Annotated in this window: 14 protein-coding genes and 6 pseudogenes; 13 read left to right on the top strand and 7 right to left on the bottom strand. The window is 68.7% G+C overall.

Going from position 1 to position 17583, the window contains the following annotated elements:
• The first annotated feature begins 72 nt into the window (after positions 1–72).
• The 3 genes and pseudogenes from OO63_RS35090 to OO63_RS42645 form a co-directional block, all read left to right on the top strand.
• On the top strand, positions 73–1143 hold the full coding sequence (locus tag OO63_RS35090; protein WP_030363144.1) for a hypothetical protein: 1071 nt from the start codon (positions 73–75) through the stop codon (positions 1141–1143).
• A gap of 166 nt (positions 1144–1309) precedes the next feature.
• A pseudogene (locus OO63_RS41775) lies at positions 1310–1985 on the top strand (HARBI1 family protein).
• 62 nt (positions 1986–2047) lie between these two features.
• Positions 2048–2314 (top strand): annotated as a pseudogene (locus OO63_RS42645) (transposase); the annotation flags it as partial.
• A gap of 123 nt (positions 2315–2437) precedes the next feature.
• Here the strand turns inward: OO63_RS42645 and OO63_RS35075 are convergent.
• Positions 2438–6190, bottom strand: a complete 3753-nt coding sequence (locus OO63_RS35075; RefSeq protein ID WP_030363142.1) for an nSTAND1 domain-containing NTPase — start codon at positions 6188–6190, stop codon at positions 2438–2440.
• A gap of 306 nt (positions 6191–6496) precedes the next feature.
• Between OO63_RS35075 and OO63_RS35070 the strand changes: the two genes are divergently transcribed.
• From OO63_RS35070 to OO63_RS44185, 3 genes and pseudogenes are all read left to right on the top strand, one after another.
• Positions 6497–6886 (top strand): hypothetical protein, encoded by a 390-nt coding sequence (locus OO63_RS35070; RefSeq protein ID WP_030363141.1) that lies wholly within the window; start codon positions 6497–6499, stop codon positions 6884–6886.
• Between the two features lie 79 nt (positions 6887–6965).
• Positions 6966–7202: pseudogene (locus OO63_RS46420) on the top strand (IS21 family transposase); the annotation flags it as partial.
• A gap of 350 nt (positions 7203–7552) precedes the next feature.
• Positions 7553–7991 (top strand): annotated as a pseudogene (locus tag OO63_RS44185) (tyrosine-type recombinase/integrase); the annotation flags it as partial.
• 324 nt (positions 7992–8315) lie between these two features.
• Here the strand turns inward: OO63_RS44185 and OO63_RS47455 are convergent.
• Positions 8316–8450 carry a hypothetical protein gene (locus tag OO63_RS47455; protein ID WP_267885493.1) on the bottom strand — a complete coding sequence of 45 codons (135 nt, stop codon included), beginning with the start codon at positions 8448–8450 and terminating at the stop codon, positions 8316–8318.
• Positions 8451–8739: 289 nt separating this feature from the next.
• On the opposite strand from OO63_RS47455, the pseudogene OO63_RS47145 reads away from it, so the two are divergent.
• Positions 8740–9060 (top strand): annotated as a pseudogene (locus OO63_RS47145) (cell division protein SepF); the annotation flags it as partial.
• 104 nt (positions 9061–9164) lie between these two features.
• Positions 9165–9305, top strand: a complete 141-nt coding sequence (locus tag OO63_RS47140) for a hypothetical protein (RefSeq protein WP_234311449.1) — start codon at positions 9165–9167, stop codon at positions 9303–9305.
• A gap of 157 nt (positions 9306–9462) precedes the next feature.
• Here OO63_RS47140 and OO63_RS47845 read toward each other — a convergent pair.
• Positions 9463–9633, bottom strand: a pseudogene (locus tag OO63_RS47845) (NF041680 family putative transposase); the annotation flags it as partial.
• Positions 9634–9654: 21 nt separating this feature from the next.
• Between OO63_RS47845 and OO63_RS35050 the strand changes: the two are divergent.
• Positions 9655–10434, top strand: a complete 780-nt coding sequence (locus tag OO63_RS35050; protein ID WP_397622285.1) for a hypothetical protein — start codon at positions 9655–9657, stop codon at positions 10432–10434.
• A 9-nt stretch (positions 10435–10443) separates the two neighbouring features.
• Here the strand turns inward: OO63_RS35050 and OO63_RS35045 are convergent, their stop codons facing one another.
• Positions 10444–10833, bottom strand: coding sequence for a GNAT family N-acetyltransferase (locus OO63_RS35045; RefSeq protein ID WP_234311444.1), 390 nt, complete (start codon positions 10831–10833; stop codon positions 10444–10446).
• A gap of 161 nt (positions 10834–10994) precedes the next feature.
• Here OO63_RS35045 and OO63_RS35040 point away from each other — a divergent pair, with 161 nt between their 5' ends.
• Positions 10995–11177: a hypothetical protein gene (locus tag OO63_RS35040; RefSeq protein WP_234311443.1), complete on the top strand. Its 183-nt coding sequence runs from the start codon at positions 10995–10997 to the stop codon at positions 11175–11177.
• Between the two features lie 236 nt (positions 11178–11413).
• Complete coding sequence (locus tag OO63_RS44175) at positions 11414–12016, top strand: HutD/Ves family protein (protein WP_030363135.1); 603 nt, start codon at positions 11414–11416, stop codon at positions 12014–12016.
• Positions 12017–12200: 184 nt separating this feature from the next.
• On the opposite strand, the gene OO63_RS35030 is transcribed toward OO63_RS44175, so the two are convergent.
• The 3 genes from OO63_RS35030 to OO63_RS35020 form a co-directional block, all read right to left on the bottom strand.
• Positions 12201–12362, bottom strand: coding sequence for a hypothetical protein (locus OO63_RS35030; RefSeq protein WP_397622286.1), 162 nt, complete (start codon positions 12360–12362; stop codon positions 12201–12203).
• Positions 12363–12426: 64 nt separating this feature from the next.
• A complete protein-coding gene (locus OO63_RS45730) occupies positions 12427–13290 on the bottom strand; it encodes a hypothetical protein (RefSeq protein ID WP_157854115.1) in 864 nt (287 codons plus the stop codon).
• 41 nt (positions 13291–13331) lie between these two features.
• Positions 13332–13727, bottom strand: coding sequence for a peptidase inhibitor family I36 protein (locus OO63_RS35020; RefSeq protein WP_051811471.1), 396 nt, complete (start codon positions 13725–13727; stop codon positions 13332–13334).
• 542 nt (positions 13728–14269) lie between these two features.
• Between OO63_RS35020 and OO63_RS35015 the strand changes: the two genes are divergently transcribed.
• Together OO63_RS35015 and OO63_RS35010 are read left to right on the top strand one after the other, a co-directional pair.
• A complete protein-coding gene (locus OO63_RS35015; protein WP_030363131.1) occupies positions 14270–15436 on the top strand; it encodes a lactate 2-monooxygenase in 1167 nt (388 codons plus the stop codon).
• Between the two features lie 348 nt (positions 15437–15784).
• On the top strand, positions 15785–17578 hold the full coding sequence (locus OO63_RS35010; protein ID WP_030363130.1) for a carbamoyltransferase family protein: 1794 nt from the start codon (positions 15785–15787) through the stop codon (positions 17576–17578).
• Positions 17579–17583 lie beyond the last annotated feature (5 nt).

Genomic DNA, 17583 nt, shown 5'->3' with positions numbered 1-17583 from the left:
CTGAACACCGATGCCACCGGAGCCGGTTGAGGCGGCCAGAGGTTGTCAGTGGCTGATGGCAGGATCACCGGCATGGTCTTCGTACGTACTACTCCGCCGCGGTCCGTGGATGTGACCGCAGTTTTTCCCGAACTGGCGCCGTTGGCGCGTCCCGCGATTCGGCTGCACCCGCGTCCCGGGGCGCCTTCGGCAGAGGAGAGCTCGGTCGGCGGGCCGTTGCTGTGGCCGGCCGATCAGCCATGGCCGCACTGCGAAGCCTCGCACCTGCACGTGGACAGCGGGTTTCGCGAGTCACCGGACGACGTGCGGCTCAAGAGACGCATGCAGGCCCGGTGGCACCGCGATCACAACGGCCGTGGGACAACGCCCGAGGAGGCGGCGATCAAGGAGCGGAACGCCGAAAGGCTCGCGGAGCGACTTGACGCAGGCCCTCCGCCCGCGGACTGCCCAGTCCCCATGCTGCCCGTGGCCCAGCTCTACCTGCGCGACATACCCCTGCTGCGGCCGCCCGGACAGGCCGATCTGCTCCAGGTGCTGTGGTGCCCCTACGACCACGATCCGGATCACAAGCCGTCGACCGCATTGTTCTGGCGGTCCGCCGCCGAGGTCGTCGAGATCCTCGCCACACCGCCCGAGCCGTACGAGGTGAACCATTGGGGCTATCTGCCGGAGCCGTGTGTGCTGGCACCGGAAGCGATCACCGAGTACCCCAACAGCCTCGATCTGAGCCCGCAGATGCGGCTGATGGTGGAGGACTGGAGCAGATGGCAAGCGGCCGGCGCCGGCGTGGACAGCTCCTACGCGGAGTATCCGCGGGAGTTCTATGACGTCCATCTGGCAGACGCGCCCGGCTGGAAGGTCGGCGGCTGGCCTCCGTGGGGCCGCACCGACCCCAACCCCCGGTACTGCACGGTCTGTGATGTGCAGATGGTCCCGCTGCTGACCATCGCCTCATTCGAATGGGACGGCGGTGAGGGACACAGCTGGGCGCCTAGCGAAGAACAGGCCGCCGCCACCGCTGGGAGCTGTTGTGGCCAGCACCCCTCACAGCCGACCAAGGTCGAAGTCGGCAGCACCGACAACATGCAGATCTACATCTGCCCGGCCTCCCCCGAGCATCCGCACACCGACCTGATCCAATGAGCTGCCGGGCCTGTCACGCACCCTCTCACAGCCGGTGACAGAAGTGCCGCCGAGCCGGGGTGTGCGACAGGCCGTTCGCCTCACGGTAGACGGAACTGCAACGCACGAGGCTCCTGTGCTGTTGGGGGAGGTAGTCGCAGCCTCGCCCAACGGCATAGGAGCCTCGTTGGTCCCGTATCCTGCCGCGCTCGACCTACCCCACGCCTTGGTGGAGTGGGTCACCATGCTCATCGTCACCCGTGAGGGCGACCGGCGGTGCAAACTTCCGCCGCACCAACGTGCGCTGGCCGCGCTCGTGTACCCACCGCGGTCACCGGTCTACTTGCCGAACAGGCGCCGGGCCTGCTGAAGACGCTGCGCGCGCACGACCCGGACTTCGTCCTCCTGGACGGCACGCTTGCCGAGTGCGACCGTGTCGGCGACGGCCGGGCCGACTACTCCTCGAAACACAAGCGGCACGGGGTGAACGTGCAGGTCGTCACGGACCAGACCGGCGAGATTCTGTGGCTGTCGCCGGCACTGCCGGGCCGGACCCACGACCTGACGGCTGCCCGTACCCACAAGATCCTCCGGATCTGCGCGCGCCAGGGTGTCCCGATCCTCGCCGACATGGCCTACATCGGCGCGGGCGGCTGGGTCACCACCGCCAAGCGCCGCCCGCCAGGAGGTGAACTCACCCTCACCGAACGGACCGCGAACCGGGCCCTGTCCGCGGCCCGGCACCCGTCGAACGAGGCATGGCCCGGCTGAAGTCCTGGCAGATCTTCCGCAGATCCCGCCTCAGCCCCAACCGCATGAGCGTCATCACCAAAGCCATCCTCACCCTGGAGAATCAACGCTGAAAATGCTCACTTGATGCCTCTCCCATGATCGTCGGATCCGCCGTTAGATTTGCGCTCGGCACTTCCCGCGCGAGATCTGGCGGCAGATCTGGTCCAACAACCCACAAGAACGGCTGAACAAAGAGATCCGCCGCCGCACCGACGTGGTCGGCGTCTTCCCCGACCGTACCGCCGTGATCCGCCTGGTCGGCGCGGTGCTGGCTGAGCAGAACGACGAGTGGACCGAAGCTCGCCGCTACATGGGCCTCGACCTGCTCGCCAAGGCCCGCCTGCACCCGATCGAATCAGACTACGACAAAGCCGACCTGCCCGCCGAACTCACCACATAGCATCGAAGAGGAGATCACCGAGTGGCCGTCGATACACCACTCCGACGGACGTGGCCTCTCGCGAATCCTCAGGTGAGCGACTCAGTTCGAGACACAGTTCGGGCTGGAAGATAGAGGACAAGCTCAGCAGACGTCGCGGTAGGGCACTTCTGGGATGTACTTGCGCCAGTCGGCCCGGGAGAGGCCTCCGCCTGCGCGCGTACAGAGGGACTGGTGGGCACGGAGGGCATCAATGGTGTAGGACCGCAGGGCGCTGTGTGCGCCCGCCGCATGGAGCGTGCGGCCATCCGCAGCGAAGGCCAGTGCAATGATGGCGTCGCCGGGCGTGGGCAGGGGTGATCCTAGTGGCTGGGCGGAGGCGACATCCCACAGTTGCAGGGTGCCGTCCTCACCTGCGACGGCCATGGTCTTGCCGTCGGGTGAGAAGGCCAGTGCTGTCACTCCCTCAGCTTTCCCGGGCCGGGAAGCGTGGGAGGTCCCGGCCAGCACACCGAGCCGCTGCTTCACCTCGCCATCCCAGAGCGCGACCCACCCGGTCCTCTCACCCGTCGCCAGTGAGCTCCCATCCGGACTGAACGCGACGGCTCCGAGGTCGTTCAGTTCGAGTCCGCTGGAGATGGTCCGGCCGGACGGGAGGGCAAAGGTCTGCTCCATGGTGGCGAGCAGTCGCCCATCGGGGCGCATCGCGAGCACCGTGGGGCCGGAGCGGGTCGCGACCACCGCGGCCTCGGGCAGGTCGGGTGCGGGAGACTTGGAGTGCGCGTTGCTTCTCTTGCCTCGCGATATGTCCCAGATGCCGACGACGTCTTCGCCCGATTGCGGAATCAGCAGATGACGCCCGTCGGGGGTGAACATGAAGCCTTCCATGCTACCGCTCTCCCTGGGGGTAGGACCTCTGGGTACCTTCCATGAGCGGGCGCGGGTGTCGGCATTCACATCCCACAAGGTCACGGGCTCATGGCGACGCGGCCTGTCAGTGGAGTCCTTGCCGTAGGCGAGGGTGCGACCGTCCTGGCTGAGAGCGAGCAGGGTGTAGCAGTTTTCGTCTGCTTTCCCGCAGCGCACGCTGGACGTGCGAGCAAGCCGTTTCCCGTCGGAACGGCGCATCACCTCGAATCGTGACAGGTCACCGCTGCGGTGCTCGAGGGCCAGCCTGCGGCCGCTCCGGCTGAACACCCCACGAGTTGCGGGCTGTTCGTTCCACTTGCTCGTCATCGCGGCACCGTAGGACAACGATCGCACCGTGACGTCAGCAGTGCGGAGCTGGCTGACGTAGCGGATCATTCCCGCCCTCACGTCCAGCCTCAGCTGCGTAGCTGTCTCATTGGCCAGAAGGCGACGGAAGACCGGCGCTTCGGGGCTCGCCAACCGCCACAAAAGAATCTCTCGCTCGTCGGCCGCGACGACGAACTTCCCATCCGGACTGATCGTCATCTCAGACAGCCCCTTGTGTCGGATCCGGGTCCGCTCGTGCCCTGTATCCAAGTCCCAGACCCGCATGTCCTTCGGGGTCAGGGACGCGAGCGCACGACTGCCCGGGATGAACTGGAGTGATCCCTCATCGCATACAGCTGCACTTGCGTCAGACGGGGGCATGCGCAGCCTGCGGTGCTTGGCCACGTCCCAAACTTCGAGGGGCCCTTTGGTTCCCTTACACACTGCCAGGAGACGGTCGTCGGAGCTTACAGCCCACACAGGAAAGTGGGCCGTGCGTCCCTGAAAGAGCACCTGACGGCTTGCGATATCCATCAGCTTGAAACGGCCGTCCATGTCTGTCAGGGCCGCTGTACGGCCACTGGGCCCGAAGCGGTCAAAGAAATCCAGGTCCTGGAGGGGATCGCCAAGCGGTTTTCCGGTTCTCACGTCCCATAGTCTGGCTCGCTCACCCGAGTGCGTGAGCATGCTGCGTCCGTCGGGGCTCGATGACGTCAGTGTCTCGTCGTCACCGAGTCGGTGGGGTGGCCCAGCCCGTCGGTGCCCGATGACGTCCCATGCCTGAACAGTGCGCTGCCCCGCACTCACACTCACGATGGTGCGACCGTTGGAACTCAGCTCGGGAGTGGCCGTGGGCTCCGTATCCGGTACGTCGAACGTGTCCCGCTCTTGCTGGGACAGGGCGCCCAGCAGCGCTGAACGGGTCTCTGTCGTCTCGCTCAACGCCCACGAGGTCATGCTCAGCCGCTCCGCCATGATGGGGTCTGACAGACGCATGCTCTGCGCGACGGCTGCTACCCGGCGGGCTGTCGCCTCCTTGCGCCGCTGTTCACTCGCCCGGCCCTGTTGCCAGGCCACGACTCCCGCTACCAGGGCGAGAACGGTGAGCAGCGCTACGGCTCCGCTTGCCAGATGGCGGGCTCGTCTGGCCCGGGCGCGGGCGGTGAGGCTTTCCTGAAGGAAGTCTCTCTCGATCAAGGTCAATTCACCGCGCTGCTCTGGTGACCGGAAGGCTTCCTCAGCTTCGGTGAGTTCACCCCCGCGCAGCAGGGCACCGGTGTCGCGCCCGCGGCATTGCCAATGGTTCGTCGCGTTGGTCAACCGCCGCTGACGACGAAGGCGGTCGCGTTCGTCCTCGATCCATCCTTGCATCCGGGGCCATGCGGAGATCAGAGCTTCGTGGGCGAGGTCGACGGTGGTGTCGTTCAGGGTGAGCAGCCGGGCGGCGGCCAGCTGGTCCAGGACGAGGGCGATGTCGTCCTGGGAGGCGGTGCCGAGTTCGAGTTCGCTCCGGTCGACCGGGCGCCGGGTGTCCTGGGAGCCCTCGCCGGGTGCGATCAGCCGCAGGAGGATCAACCGGGCCAGCTCCGCATGGTCGGCGGAGAGCCGGGTGTAGACCTCCTCGGCTGTCTGCGCGATGGCGCCGCGCACGCCGCCCGCCGCCTCGTACGCCTCCATGGTGAGCGCCCGGCCGCGGCGCCGTCGCCAGGTCTCCCGCAGGGCGTGCGAGAGCAGCGGCAGGCCACCGGGCTCACCGTCCACTTCCGCCACGAGGCGGGCGGTCAGCTCGCGTTCGACGATCAGTCCGGTGGCCTGGGCGGGTCTGACGACGGCCTCGCGAAGCTCGGCCGGGCTCATCGGTCCCACCAGCAGGTTGGCTTCCCGCAGGGCGTCGGCGAGCCCGCGGTGCTCGGCGCAGCGTCCGTAGAAGTCGGCCCGTACACCGAGGACGACGCGAAGCCGGCTTCCGGGCTCGGCTGCGGCCAGCAGGCGGGCAAGGTAGCCGGCCCGCTCACCGGTGTCGCGGCAGAGGGTGAAGACCTCCTCGAACTGGTCCACCACCAGCCAGGTGTCCTGCTCGCCCGGTGCTGGTACGCACGCCGTGGCGTGGGTGCGCAGCGGGTGCTCGCCCGGGGTGAGGATCCGCACCGCCGCCGGCCGGTGCGGTCCGTCGAGGCTGCGCAGGCGGGGAATCAGCCCCGCCCGCAGCAGGGATGACTTGCCGCTGCCGGACGGCCCGAAGACCGCGAACACGCGGTGCTCCGCCGCTGCGCGGACCAGCGCATCGGTCACCTCGTCCCGGCCGAAGAAGAGCTCCGCATCACCCACATCGAACCGGGCCAGGCCCCGGTAGGGGGACGGAACGGTCTCGTCCACCACCAGGTCGGCCGCCCGGGCCTGCTCCGTGACCGCCTCGCGCCAGCGCCGCTCCCACTCGTCCGTATCGCCGCCGCATGCCCGCACGTAGGCCAAGGCCACCGCCAGGGACGGTAGTTGCTCCCCCTTGGCAGCCCTCGACAGGGTGGACACCGAGACCTCCACCTGCCGGGCCATCTGCCGGTAGGTGATGCCGCCCGCCTCCCGGCGGAGCTTGCGCAAGTCGAACGCAAACCGCTGAACCGGCCCCAGCCCCGGATCGAGGTCCGCCTCCGGACGCCCCATTTCGCTCCCCTCCCCCGTGCCGCCTGCGTGAGCTGCAGCGGCGTCTCATCCCAACACGCGCCCCACCACCGTGAAAGACACCATCTCGCCAACCGGAGCCTGTGACCTGCCTTGTTTCACGCCCAGAACACGGCTGTGCAACAACCCCCAGCCCGGTGAAATCGATGGCGAACCGACCGAACGGCACGCCCCTCGCACCCTTGGGGCGCCGTGCGCTTCCCGCACCTTCCTTCCCGCGGGGCACACGCAGACGCCGTTCGTATCCGCCGCAGTAATCGTCAAACGACCACAGGACTAAGGAGAAGTATGCGCACTCGCAGGAAGATCGCCACAGCTCTCGCCGCAGGGACCATGACCGCAGGACTGCTCACCGGGAGCGCCCTTACAGCCTCGGCGGACGTCGCCCCGATGTCCTGCTACGGCAGCGGAAAGGCCTTCAGCACGACGAACAAGGTGTGGCCGGCCTATCCGAAGTGGGCCAAGACCACCTCCCAGTGCGCCGACGTCAACGTGAAGGCCAGGGTCGGCGCGTATGTGCAGGCCTGCTTCGACAGGGGTCCGGACGAGCCGCACAAGTGCTACCGCAAGCGCTGGCTCTCGCAGGGTGTGTGGGACACGGCCGTGACCAATGTGCCCGACGGCAAGAAGTTCTACCTGAAGTTCGACCGGCACACGGGCGGCGTGATCGCGTACTGACGCACCGGCTGCACTGACACACCGGCTGCTGCGCGGCCCGCACAGGCCGCGCAGCAGCCCTTTTCAGCACGTCTGGACCGAAGCCCACGTCGCCGCTTTCGCCTTCTTCCGCGGTGTCTCGCGCCGACTCGTGCCGGACAACCTGCGCGTCGGCGTCGACAAGCCCGACCTCTGCGACCCCAAAGGCAACGAAGCGTATGCCGAACTTGCCTCTCACTACGGAGCGTTGGCCGACCCGGCCCGGGCCGGGAAGCCGAAGGATAGGCCCCGGGGCGAGCTGCCCACGCCCTATTTCCGCGACTCGTTCTGGCGCGGGACAGGAGTTCACCGCGCGGGCGGCATGGCGCCGCGCGTTCTCCTTCGCCGTCCTCAGAGCGATCCGGGCCAGGTGCACCGCGCCCTCCCCTTCTACTGGCCCGCTGCGGCGCGGTCGGAGCACACGACGCAGACCTCGCTGACCGCGGAGTCGAAGCGGCGACGGCCGCAGCCTCACCAGGACCAGTCCAGTCACGCCGGGCACTGCATGTGCGGCGCCCGCACCGGTGCCCCGCACAACCCGCTACTCCCGCTGCACTCGGCGAACGGCCGGTGCGCGACCGCCTCGGAGACCGTCCGATCCGCCTTCGCACCACCACCGCCACCGGAATCTACGTCGTCGAAGTCGTCCTCGCGTGCCCCGCCCGCATCGCCCTGCCCACCGAGTGCAGCAACTCCCTCAAGATCCACCAGGAACAGCAGCGGGAAGAGCGCCAGGCAGCCGGGCCGGGCTGGACGGCCAACGGGCTCGTCTTCACTACCCCGAAGGGCACGCCGCTCGACCCCGGCAATCTCAGCCGCCGCTTCCGCCGCGTCCTCCATGCGGCAGGGCTCCGGACGATCCGCTTCCACGACCTCCGCCACTCGACGGCCACCCTGCTCCTGAAACAAGGTATCGACCTCGTCGTCATCAAGGAACTCCGGCCACGCCCACATCGGCGTCACCGCCGGCGTCTACGCCCACGTACGCCTCCGCCTCCAGCGCCAGGCCATCGACACGCTGGGTAGCGCCCTCAGCCCGACCGATGACGACCCTGACGCCCCACCCGTCGCAGCCGTCGTCCGCTGACGTTGCCGTTGCCGTTGCCGTCAAAAGACTGAAGTGCCCCACCGAAATAGGATTTCGGTGGGGCACTTCAGTCGCATGCGGGCCTGACCTCGATATTAAAGATCAGTTATCGAGATTCACCTCCACTGACGGGGCGCAAGACAGACTGCAAGCGGTCAATCGCAGCCTGGGCCTCAGATTTCTCTTCAGCGTCGACCCAGCTTCGCCAGAACCAGCCATCTGCGGGCAACACCACTTCCAGCGCTTGGACAGCAGACGATGCAACGGTCTGCGTGATTGGTTTCGCTAGCCATTCTGTGATGCCTGGATATTCCTCGTTCCAAGTCAGAGAGCGCCCAGCGGGGGCTTCAGCGGCCTGGCGATCCCCGACAGCGGACGTCGTCGGGACGACAGGGCGTCGGCGATGCTCTCGATCTCCATGGTGAGCCCGCCGGGCTCCCCCCGACCGTAGAGGCTCATGGCGTTGCGGTCGCCAGCGACCACAGTCCACAGGTGAGCCAGCACGCCGGGGGATCACGACATCGTCCGGAACAGCCGGTTGCTCCCGACGACAGCTGCCGGGGCCGACACAGGCGGCGGAGTGCCGGCGCATGGCGCGGGGCTGGCCGTCGGCGGGCCCGGCAGCACCAACACCCGGGGGTGGCAGGAGAGATGGAAGGCGTTTCTGTCCTGCTCGTGGCCCCGTCCCAACCGGCGTGATGCGCAGGATGACGGTCTACCTCGGCTTCGTGGAGGACGATGGGTACGACGGGCCGGGCGCATCATGCCCGTGGCGTCCATCACACGAGAGCATCCGTTATTGGAGAAGAGCGTGCCGGTGATCATGCCTAGGTTCGCGCCGGAGCGTGGGCTCTCCCGGTTCACCACACTTCACCCGCAGACCTACAACGAGGCCCATACCATCGGGGAGCGCTTCCGTGAGAACACTCCGGTGATCATGAATCTGGCGGAGACGGACGACACAGGCAAGTAGCGACTTGTCGACTCCGCGGCAGGCCTGGTGATTGGCTTTCACGGCCGTATTGAGCGGGTGACGCAGAAGGTGTTCCTGTTGTCGCCCCGTAGAGTGATGTCCGGCAAAGCTCCTTGCAGGGACGTGAGTTCGCTGGGGAATCCGCATGTCGTACGGGTCCTCCACAGAGCTCATGACACCCGGAGAGGAGGTGGAGAAGGATGCCCGGCTCGGACCATGGCGACCACGATCGCCAGGCCCACCGGAAACCCCGCCGCGTGCTCGGTCCTGTCGGTCAGTTCCTGGCGCTGGTGACAGCGCTGATGATCGATCTGACGATCAGGCGCCTGTTCGGCGCCTGATACGGGCACGGCCCCGACGGTAGGACGCCGGGGCCGTGATGCTGCGGGTTTCTCCCGAGCGGGTTGGCCCTGTCGGTCGTAACGGCGTCGGCAGGGCCTCCCTGTCACACAAGCCTAATCGCACTCGCCACGATCGCCGACGCCAAGGGCCAGCAGACCGTCCCAGCACCTCGACCGGGAGGCCAGCCAAGAGGTGAGCCATGCGCGGGGCGTCGCATCCGGCGTCGAAAACGACCAGGATGGCGAGGCCACCACGGTGCACGAGTTGGGGTGCGAGCCGGCGCGGGAGCTGGGCCGCCTCGTCCCGCACGACGACTTCATGCTGTCCGGCCTCGCCCCCCTCACTCGCGTGAGCTGCTTCCTCAGCGGCCAGCACACCTACAGCCACGGCTCGTTGCGCGACGTCCTGCTCGGCGGGTTCCGCACCGGCGGCCGCCATCCCTTCGCGGAGCTGTGGCGCGGGGCCTCCCAGGTCGGCGTGCTCGGCTCGGGCGTACGCGAGGAGCGGGACAGCGTGCGTCTGGACGAGGTCATGGTGCCGCAGGGGTTCGGCAGCGGGCTGCGGCTCGCGCTCGCCTGCGGCGGTCTGCCGTGGGGGACGAAGGCACGCGTCCGTGAACGCGGGCAGCCGTGCTTCACGGATGCGGAGGTCGTCCACGCCCAGTGCGCGGTCGCGCCGCCGACGCAGGCGTTGAGGCGCTTCGTCGCGCGCAGAACACCCCGTCCACTGCGCTCCGCACGGCCGCCCGCGGTCGTCGGCGTCGACGGCACGGAGCGGATCCGGGCCGCGACCCCGGAGGGCCGCGCATGGCTGCGCGCCTGTCTGCCCGGCTTCACGGGCGGGCGCGGCTGGGGCGGCCGACGGTGCTGGCAAGGCCCCCTTCACCCGCGCCGACCGCGGCCCGGACGGCCTGCTGCCGATCACGTGCATGCACGTCACGATCATGGCCCGCTGCCTCCACGGCCCGATGGTGACCGGATCCCGACCCCCGACGGCTGGATCGAGTCGGTGTCTGGGCCCGGGAGGAACTCCTGGCCACTCTCGCGCACTGAGAGCCTGCCGGACGGGCCGCACGCGTCCTTGGACGCCGACACGCCGACGAACGCGTGCGGCCCGAGCGCCCTGTGAGGAGGGTCGTCAGGTGGCTGTGGAGATGATGAGCATCTTCGTCACCGATCCGTCGTCGCCGATCACGTCCCGTACGTGGTGGAAGCCCAGGCGTTCGGCCATCGCCAGGCTGGCGGTGTTCTCGGCGCCCACCATGCCGTACGCCTCCTTAAGGCCCACGTTGTCGCAGGCGTGCCGCAGCAGGACGCGGATGACCTCGCTGCCCAGGCCCTTGCCCCAGTAGGCGGGGGCCAGGCCGGTGATGAGTTCATGGCCGTCGACATTGCCGGTCTTCTTGGCCTCCGCGTGCCCGATGTACCTTGCACGTCGTCCCTCCCGCTGGGCGGCACAGGTCCAAGATGCCGCGCGTACCAGCGAGGTGTCGTGTTGCCTAGTTGTGCAGAGGGCTTGTCGATTCACGCACGAGCAGATCGTGAGGGTTTTGGGACCCGCCGGGTGATGTGCTGGCCGCTCAGAGCCCTCCGTACCGACGCTCTCCGCGATGCTGGCAGGCGGCCTCAGTCGGAGATGGAGGCGAGACCTGGCAGGCCCGGCACTTGTTCCACCAGTTCACCCACTCCATGGCCGACACCACGCCGCCCGACGCCGCGTTCCTCGAGGGCCTGGAGATCTTCGCCCGGTACTTGCGCGGCCAGGGCTCCGGGTCGCGCGCTCAGGCTCCCACCGGCCGCCTGGAGAGCGGGGTCGACCGGCTCGCCGCGGCGGCGCTGTACTGCCCCGCCTGCACGAGCGGGGCGCGGTGAGTTGCGGCACGGAAGTTACCGCGGAAGGCCGCCGGGTCCGGGTTGGTGGCCCTGTGGCGCACCCGGTGGTGAGGCGCCCTCTGCTCTGTGCACCCGGGCCGGCACGTAGGCTGAGCCGGGAATCAGTGGCCCTTTGCCGCGGCGTGCTCCTGCAATCCGATGGGCACAAAGCCGGTCGGCAGTGGCCCAGATGCGGCGGTGGGGATGGCCGACGCGGAAACGGGAGGCGGCGTCGTATGGGCACGGATGTCCTGCGCTGGAGCGAATACCCCTGTGTGCCGTGGAAGAACGGCGGCGGCGTGACCCGCGAAGTCGCATCGGGTGCGGTCCAAGCACCGTCGGCCTCGGTGGCGTCCGTAGACGGTTTCGACTGGCGGGTGAGCGTCGCGGACGTGGACGCATCAGGCCCCTTCTCCTCCTTTCCCGGGATCGACCGGGTGATCACCCTGGTCGAGGGCGAAGGCATGGTCCTCACCGTAGACGGCACGCGCCAACCGGTCGCGCCGTTGGCCCCCTTCTCCTTCTCCGGTGACGCGGCAACAGACTGCAAGCTGACGGCGGGCGCGGTCCGCGACGTCAACGTGATGACCCGCAGGGGGCGGGCAACGGCACATGTGCAGATCCTGCCCGTCACCGCCGCGCGTACGGCCACGGTGGCGTGCACCGCGAGTGAGGTCCTCCTCGTCATGGCTATGACCGGTGAGATCACCGTCCCCACACCGTGCGAAACGGACGCCACGCTCGGCCGTTTCGACTGCGTACGTCACGAAGGGCCAGGGACGTTGGCCCTGCGCGGCGACGGCACGGTGGCCGAGATCAGGATCACGCCGACGCATTGATGTCCCCGGCGTGCTCATATGCGGGCTGGATGCCGGTCACACCGTGGTGGCAGGCGGGGCCGTTTCTGCCGGACCGTGCTCTGAACAACGTGAACACGCTCAACATCATCGAGACCGGCAGCACATCCTCCAGCAGACCAGAGCCCGGCCGGAGCGATCTGACGCGTGACCACGGCCACTTCGACTACCGCAGTGGTCCGCGCTCGCCGATGAACACGGTGGGCTCGGAGGAGAACACGTCTGCGTCCACGGAGCCGTGCGCGATGTTGAAGGTGTCCAGCCAGTACGTCCAGCCCCGGATCCCCGCCGCGCTGCTGAAGCGGTAGTTGAGCTGCCAGCGGCCCATTGACGAGCCCGGCGGGAGCGGCGCGCTGCTGCCGCAGCTTGGTCCACCACTCCCCCGCGCGCGCCTAGGACAGCTCACCCTTGACCCGGCTGAGTGCCGCCGATTTCAGGTTGTTCAGAAGGTGGAGCTCATCAGCTCTGGTGCGCAGGATCTTGCGCTCCTCCCGCGCCGCGGTGTCGGCGATGGCCGGAGCCAGAGCGCTGGTGCGCTGGCATCGAGCGTCCTGGGTCGCGGCCCTCAGCTCGAAGCGCGCGACCTCCTTGCGGTGCGGCGCTCCGGCGGCAGGCCGTTTCAGCTCGTCCGCGACCATGGCACGGCTTTGTTGCGGCGTGCTGGCCCGTATGCCTGACCCCTTCATGCACGCGGCCCACTGTCGGTGCGCGGCTCGGACTGGTCCGGACCGTTCCACCGCGGTGGTGACCTGCAGGGACAGAGCCTGGAAGGTGTATTGCAGCGGATCCCAACGTGCCCCGTACAGGTGCGTCCGGGCCCGCTGGACACATCCGTCGGTATTGAAGACGATCTCGCCACCGCCGGGCAGTGGAACGGCCTTCCGGTGGGCCGTGGTGCCGAACAGCGCCTGCTTCCAGCGGCCGCGCTGCGTGGCAGGCACTGATTTCAGCAGGTCCTTCGGCTGACTGTCCTGGCCCTGGTGCAGGCGCAGGCTGTATCCCGAGTTCCGGGCCTCATCCTCATCGAGCAGTCCGTAGGGGTTGTCCGGCTCGGGAACAGCAGGAAGTCGTGGCGGGATCTCGTAGCGTAGGCCTCGTGCTGCCATACACGCGGCAACGGACTCCTGCTGCGCCTGGCTGAGTGCCGCTCGTTGGGCGGGTGAGAAGCGGATCACGCCCCCGAACGGATAGCCGACAGCGGGGCGGGGTACGCGGCCCGGGTCGTCCCGGGCCGCGTTCACGCCGACCAGCGTCAAGGCGAGACAGCAGATGCCGACGACAGCAGCACCAGCGCGACTCAGCGGACCCACTTGTTCGACGCGACGTTGTGCCAGAGCGCGGAGCCGCGGATGGTCTTCCAGCCGCTCCCGTCGGACAGCTCGAAGGGCGAGCCCTGGTGGTTGCGCTGCGCGTAGACGAGTGCGGAGTATCCGGCCTTGTTGTTGTACAGGGAACGTGCTTGATCGAACTTCGTGTACTGCAGCAGGTTCTTGTTGCTGCCGCTGACCGTCCCCGGGGAACCCGTCCACGTACGGGAGTCGTACGCACTGGCCGAGGACGGCTGTTCCGCGACGTAGGCACACAGACTGCCTGACCGGCAGGCAGCGGCCTGGGCCGGAGCGGTGGTGAGCAGCACGCCTCCGGTCGCGAGCATGCCCGCTGTCAGCGCGGCGGCGAGGTTCCTCTTGATCACGTCGTCTCCTACTCTCCCCGATGCGCGTCATGTGCGCCGGGCTCGTGACGTGTTGTGCGATGCGGCGTGCCGTTCGCCGGCAGCGGCGTGAGGTGTGCGTGCCGGGAGGGCACTGCCTGCGTCGAGGATGCTGTGCCTCACCACGGTGTGTCCTTGCCCATCCACGCACTCGCGTTGCGCACTCGCGCACGCCGCCCACGGGCATGCACCCGGCGCCTCGACGCGACCGCCTGCGCACCCCGGTCGGCGGGTTCGGCCCGCAGGACGGGCGAAGGACTGGCGTGGCACGCTGCGGCGGGGCCCCTTGGGCCTCGCTTGTCTGCTGGGTGAGTACGGGTTCGTGCGGGAGTCCTGCGCCTTGGCCCGCCGCCCGTTGAGGGAAGCCGTGCGGGTGTACGCGGGGCGGAACGGGCCTCTGCTGCCCTGGTGGCGCGGCTCGTAGATCGCCTACGCTGCGCGGCAGCCGACCACCCGCGCGGCGGCCTCCCGGCTTCTCGCCCGGACTCCGATGTGCCGCGCGCCTTCATGAGGGGACGCAGCCTGTGACACACCCGCCGTTCGGGAACTACCAGAACGAGATCTATCTCAACGGTCTCGGCGGTGTCCTGCCCACCCTGCCGATGACCTTCGCGGAGCTCGAGGAACGTGCCTGTCAGGCGCTGCCGCCCTCCGTGTGGTCCTACGTCGCGGGCGGCGCGGGTGACGAACACACGCAACGGGCCAACGTCGAGGCGTTCCACCACTGGGGGCTGATGCCGCGGATGCTGGTCGGGGCCACCGAGCGGGATCTGTCGGTCGAGCTGTGGGGCACACGCTGGCGGGCTCCCGTCTTCATGGCCCCGATCGGCGTCGTCGGGCTGTGTGCCCAGGACGGCCACGGGGACCTGGCTGTCGCGCGCGCCGCGGCCCGCACCGGCGTGCCGATGTGCGCCTCGACGCTGAGCGTGGACCCCCTGGAGGACGTCGCGGCCGAGTTCTCCGGCACGCCCGGGCTGTTCCAGCTCTACACACCGACCGACCGCGATCTCGCCGAGAGCCTGGTGCGCCGGGCCGAAGCCGCCGGGTTCGCCGGGATCGTCGTCACGCTCGACACCTGGGTGACCGGATGGCGGCCGCGTGACCTCGCCACGTCCAACTTTCCCCAGCTCCGCGGCCAGTGCCTGGCCAACTACACCAGCGACCCGCACTTCCGCTCCCAGGTCGACGCCGACCTCGACGCCGATCCCCGCGCGGGCGTGCTGCACTGGGCCGGGGTCTTCGCCAAGTCACTGACCTGGGACGACGTGACCTGGTTGCGCTCCCTGACCACCCTGCCGCTCATCCTCAAGGGCATCTGCCACCCCGATGACGCGCGCCGGGCCCGGGACTACGGAGTCGACGGGATCTACTGCTCCAACCACGGCGGCCGCCAGGCCAACGGCGGACTGCCCGCGATCGACTGCCTGCCCGGCGTCGTGGAAGCGGCCGGTGACCTGCCGGTGCTCTTCGACTCCGGCGTCCGCACCGGCACGGACGTGGTCAAGGCCCTGGCACTCGGCGCGAGCGCCGTCGGCATCGGCCGCCCCTACGCCTACGGCCTCGCCCTGGGCGGCGTCGACGGCATCGTCCACGTACTGCGCTCCATCCTCGCGGAGGCCGACCTCACCATGGCGGTCGACGGATACCCCGATCTGGCCGCTCTCACCGAGGACGCGATCCGACGGTGCTGAGAACTGCCCCTGCCCCTGCCCCTGCCCCTGCCCACGCCGTGGCGGGTCACGGTCAGCCGAATGTGTCAGCCAACTGGCTGCCCTGGTAATGGTGTTGAGGGCTTCGGTGCGCGGGCCGGGGAAGAGACTTCCGGACGCAGGTTTCTCAACCCCCGCCATGCCGGGGCGGGGGTGAGTCGCTCAGGTGGAGCGGACTTCTATTCCAAGAGGTCGCCCGGGGCGGTCAGCTCGGCCGGCGCGAGCCAAAGCGGAACCCATGCTGCTCATGCATCACATCTATCCCTCCCGTTTACGGCCGAGTAGCGTGCCGTCCCGCCGCTGTCGTCGTGCTGGGGAGGCTGAGGGCCAGTGATCGTGCTCGGTTACAACGGATTCACCAGGGGTGCGGAACTCTTCGGGCGGCTGTACGGGGCGACGGGGATCGACCGCAACCTTCTGGTGGGTCATGACGCCGCGGCGGCGCTGGTGATCGACGGCGAGGTGGTCGCCGCGGTCGAGGAGGAGCGGCTGAGCCGGGTCAAGAAGACGGCCGACTTCCCCGAGCAGGCGATCCGGTGGTGCCTCGACTCCGCCGGGGTCGGCCTCGACGAGGTCGACATGGTCGCCTTCCCCTGGCGTTTCTCACCGACGGTGGCCGAGCAGATGATCGCTCAGATATGTGGCGCCGACCTGTCGGTGGCGGCGAAGTTCGACTCCCTGCGCCGTACGGGCGAGCTGTACACGGACATGCTCAGCCGCGAGGCCGTGCACGGCGACTTCGTGCGGCGCACGTGCCACGAACTCGACCCGAACAAGCTCGCCCTCGTCCCCCACCACCTGGCCCATCTGATGTGCGGCGCCTATCTGGCCGGAGGGGGCGACGCCGCGTTCCTGGTGAGCGACGGCCGCGCGGAGACCCTGTCGGCCGTGATGGGCGAACTGCGCGACGGCGTGGTCCGGGTCTTCGACGACAGCTCCGTGGAGATGACCAGCTCGCTGGGCGTGGCCTACGGGAGGATCACCCGCTATCTGGGGTTCGTGCCCAACAACGACGAGTACAAGGTGATGGGCCTGGCGGCGTACGGCCCGCCGCCGCTCCACAACCCCCTGCTGGACCGCGTGGTACGGCTGCACGAGAACGGCTCGTACACGATCTCCGTCCCTCGGGACCGACAGGCGTACTACGCGCTGTTCGACGAGATCTTCGACGGTGACAGCGTGAAGCGCGAGGAGTTCGACTTCCGCGTCAAGGTCGCCGGCCTCGCCCAGCACATGGTGGAGGCGGTCACCGCGCATCAGCTGCGGGCGCTGACCGCGGCGTCCAGCCTGGACACGCTGCTTTTCGAGGGTGGTCTCGCGCTCAACTGCGTCGCCAACTCCAAGATGCTGGAGCGGTCCTCGTTCACGGGCATGGAGGTCAGCTTCGGGGCCAGCGACCCGGGTGTCGCCATCGGCGCGGCCGTGTACACCGCGGGGCTCAGGAACCGGCCCGCCGATGCCGTCACCACGCCCTACTTGGGCCCGGCGTTCGACGAGCGGCAGGTCCTCGACGCACTGGCCGCGTACACGGACCGGGTCGAGTGGCGGGAGGAGGCCGACGTCGCCGCGGTGACCGAGCGGACAGCGGAGCTGCTGGCCGGCAAGAACGTCGTGGGCTGGTTCCAGGGGCGTACGGAGTTCGGGCCGCGCGCTCTGGGCAGCCGCAGCATCCTCGCCAACCCGGCCTTCCCCGACATCAAGGACATCATCAACGTCCGGGTGAAGCACCGGGAGCCGTTCCGTCCGTTCGCGCCCGTCGTCCTCGCGTCGGAGGCTCCCCGGGTCTTCGAGATGGGCAAGAAGAAGGCGTCGCCGTACATGACGTTCGTCTTCCCGGTGCGCGCGGAGTACCAGGAGCGCATCCCCGGCGCCTGTCACGTGGACGGCACGGCACGCGTGCAGACGGTCGACGAGCGGCAGAACCCCGTCCTGGCGGGGCTGCTGCGCGCCTTCACCGCGCGCACCGACGTGCCGTGTCTGCTGAACACGTCCTTCAACGTCGCCGGGGAGCCCATCGTCTGCTCACCCCGGGACGCGCTGGAGTGCTTCCTCGCCACGGAGATCGACTTCTTGGTCATCGACCGGTTCGTGGTGACGAAGAAGCACCCGGCGGGCGGCCGCTAGGGCAG

The sequence above is a fragment of the Streptomyces alboflavus genome (assembly GCF_000716675.1).
Classification (GTDB): Bacteria; Actinomycetota; Actinomycetes; order Streptomycetales; family Streptomycetaceae; genus Streptomyces; species Streptomyces alboflavus.
Note: the sequence above shows the minus strand (reverse complement) of the source record. Positions and strands in the feature narration are given on the sequence as shown.

Coding starts and splice junctions, on each gene's coding strand:
- OO63_RS35090 (WP_030363144.1), top strand. CDS start 73: ATGGTCTTCGTACGTACTACTCCGCCGCGGTCCGTGGATGTGACCGCA.
- OO63_RS35075 (WP_030363142.1), bottom strand. CDS start 6,190: ATGGGGCGTCCGGAGGCGGACCTCGATCCGGGGCTGGGGCCGGTTCAG.
- OO63_RS35070 (WP_030363141.1), top strand. CDS start 6,497: ATGCGCACTCGCAGGAAGATCGCCACAGCTCTCGCCGCAGGGACCATG.
- OO63_RS47455 (WP_267885493.1), bottom strand. CDS start 8,450: ATGAGCCTCTACGGTCGGGGGGAGCCCGGCGGGCTCACCATGGAGATC.
- OO63_RS47140 (WP_234311449.1), top strand. CDS start 9,165: ATGCCCGGCTCGGACCATGGCGACCACGATCGCCAGGCCCACCGGAAA.
- OO63_RS35040 (WP_234311443.1), top strand. CDS start 10,995: ATGGCCGACACCACGCCGCCCGACGCCGCGTTCCTCGAGGGCCTGGAG.
- OO63_RS44175 (WP_030363135.1), top strand. CDS start 11,414: ATGGGCACGGATGTCCTGCGCTGGAGCGAATACCCCTGTGTGCCGTGG.
- OO63_RS35030 (WP_397622286.1), bottom strand. CDS start 12,362: ATGGGCCGCTGGCAGCTCAACTACCGCTTCAGCAGCGCGGCGGGGATC.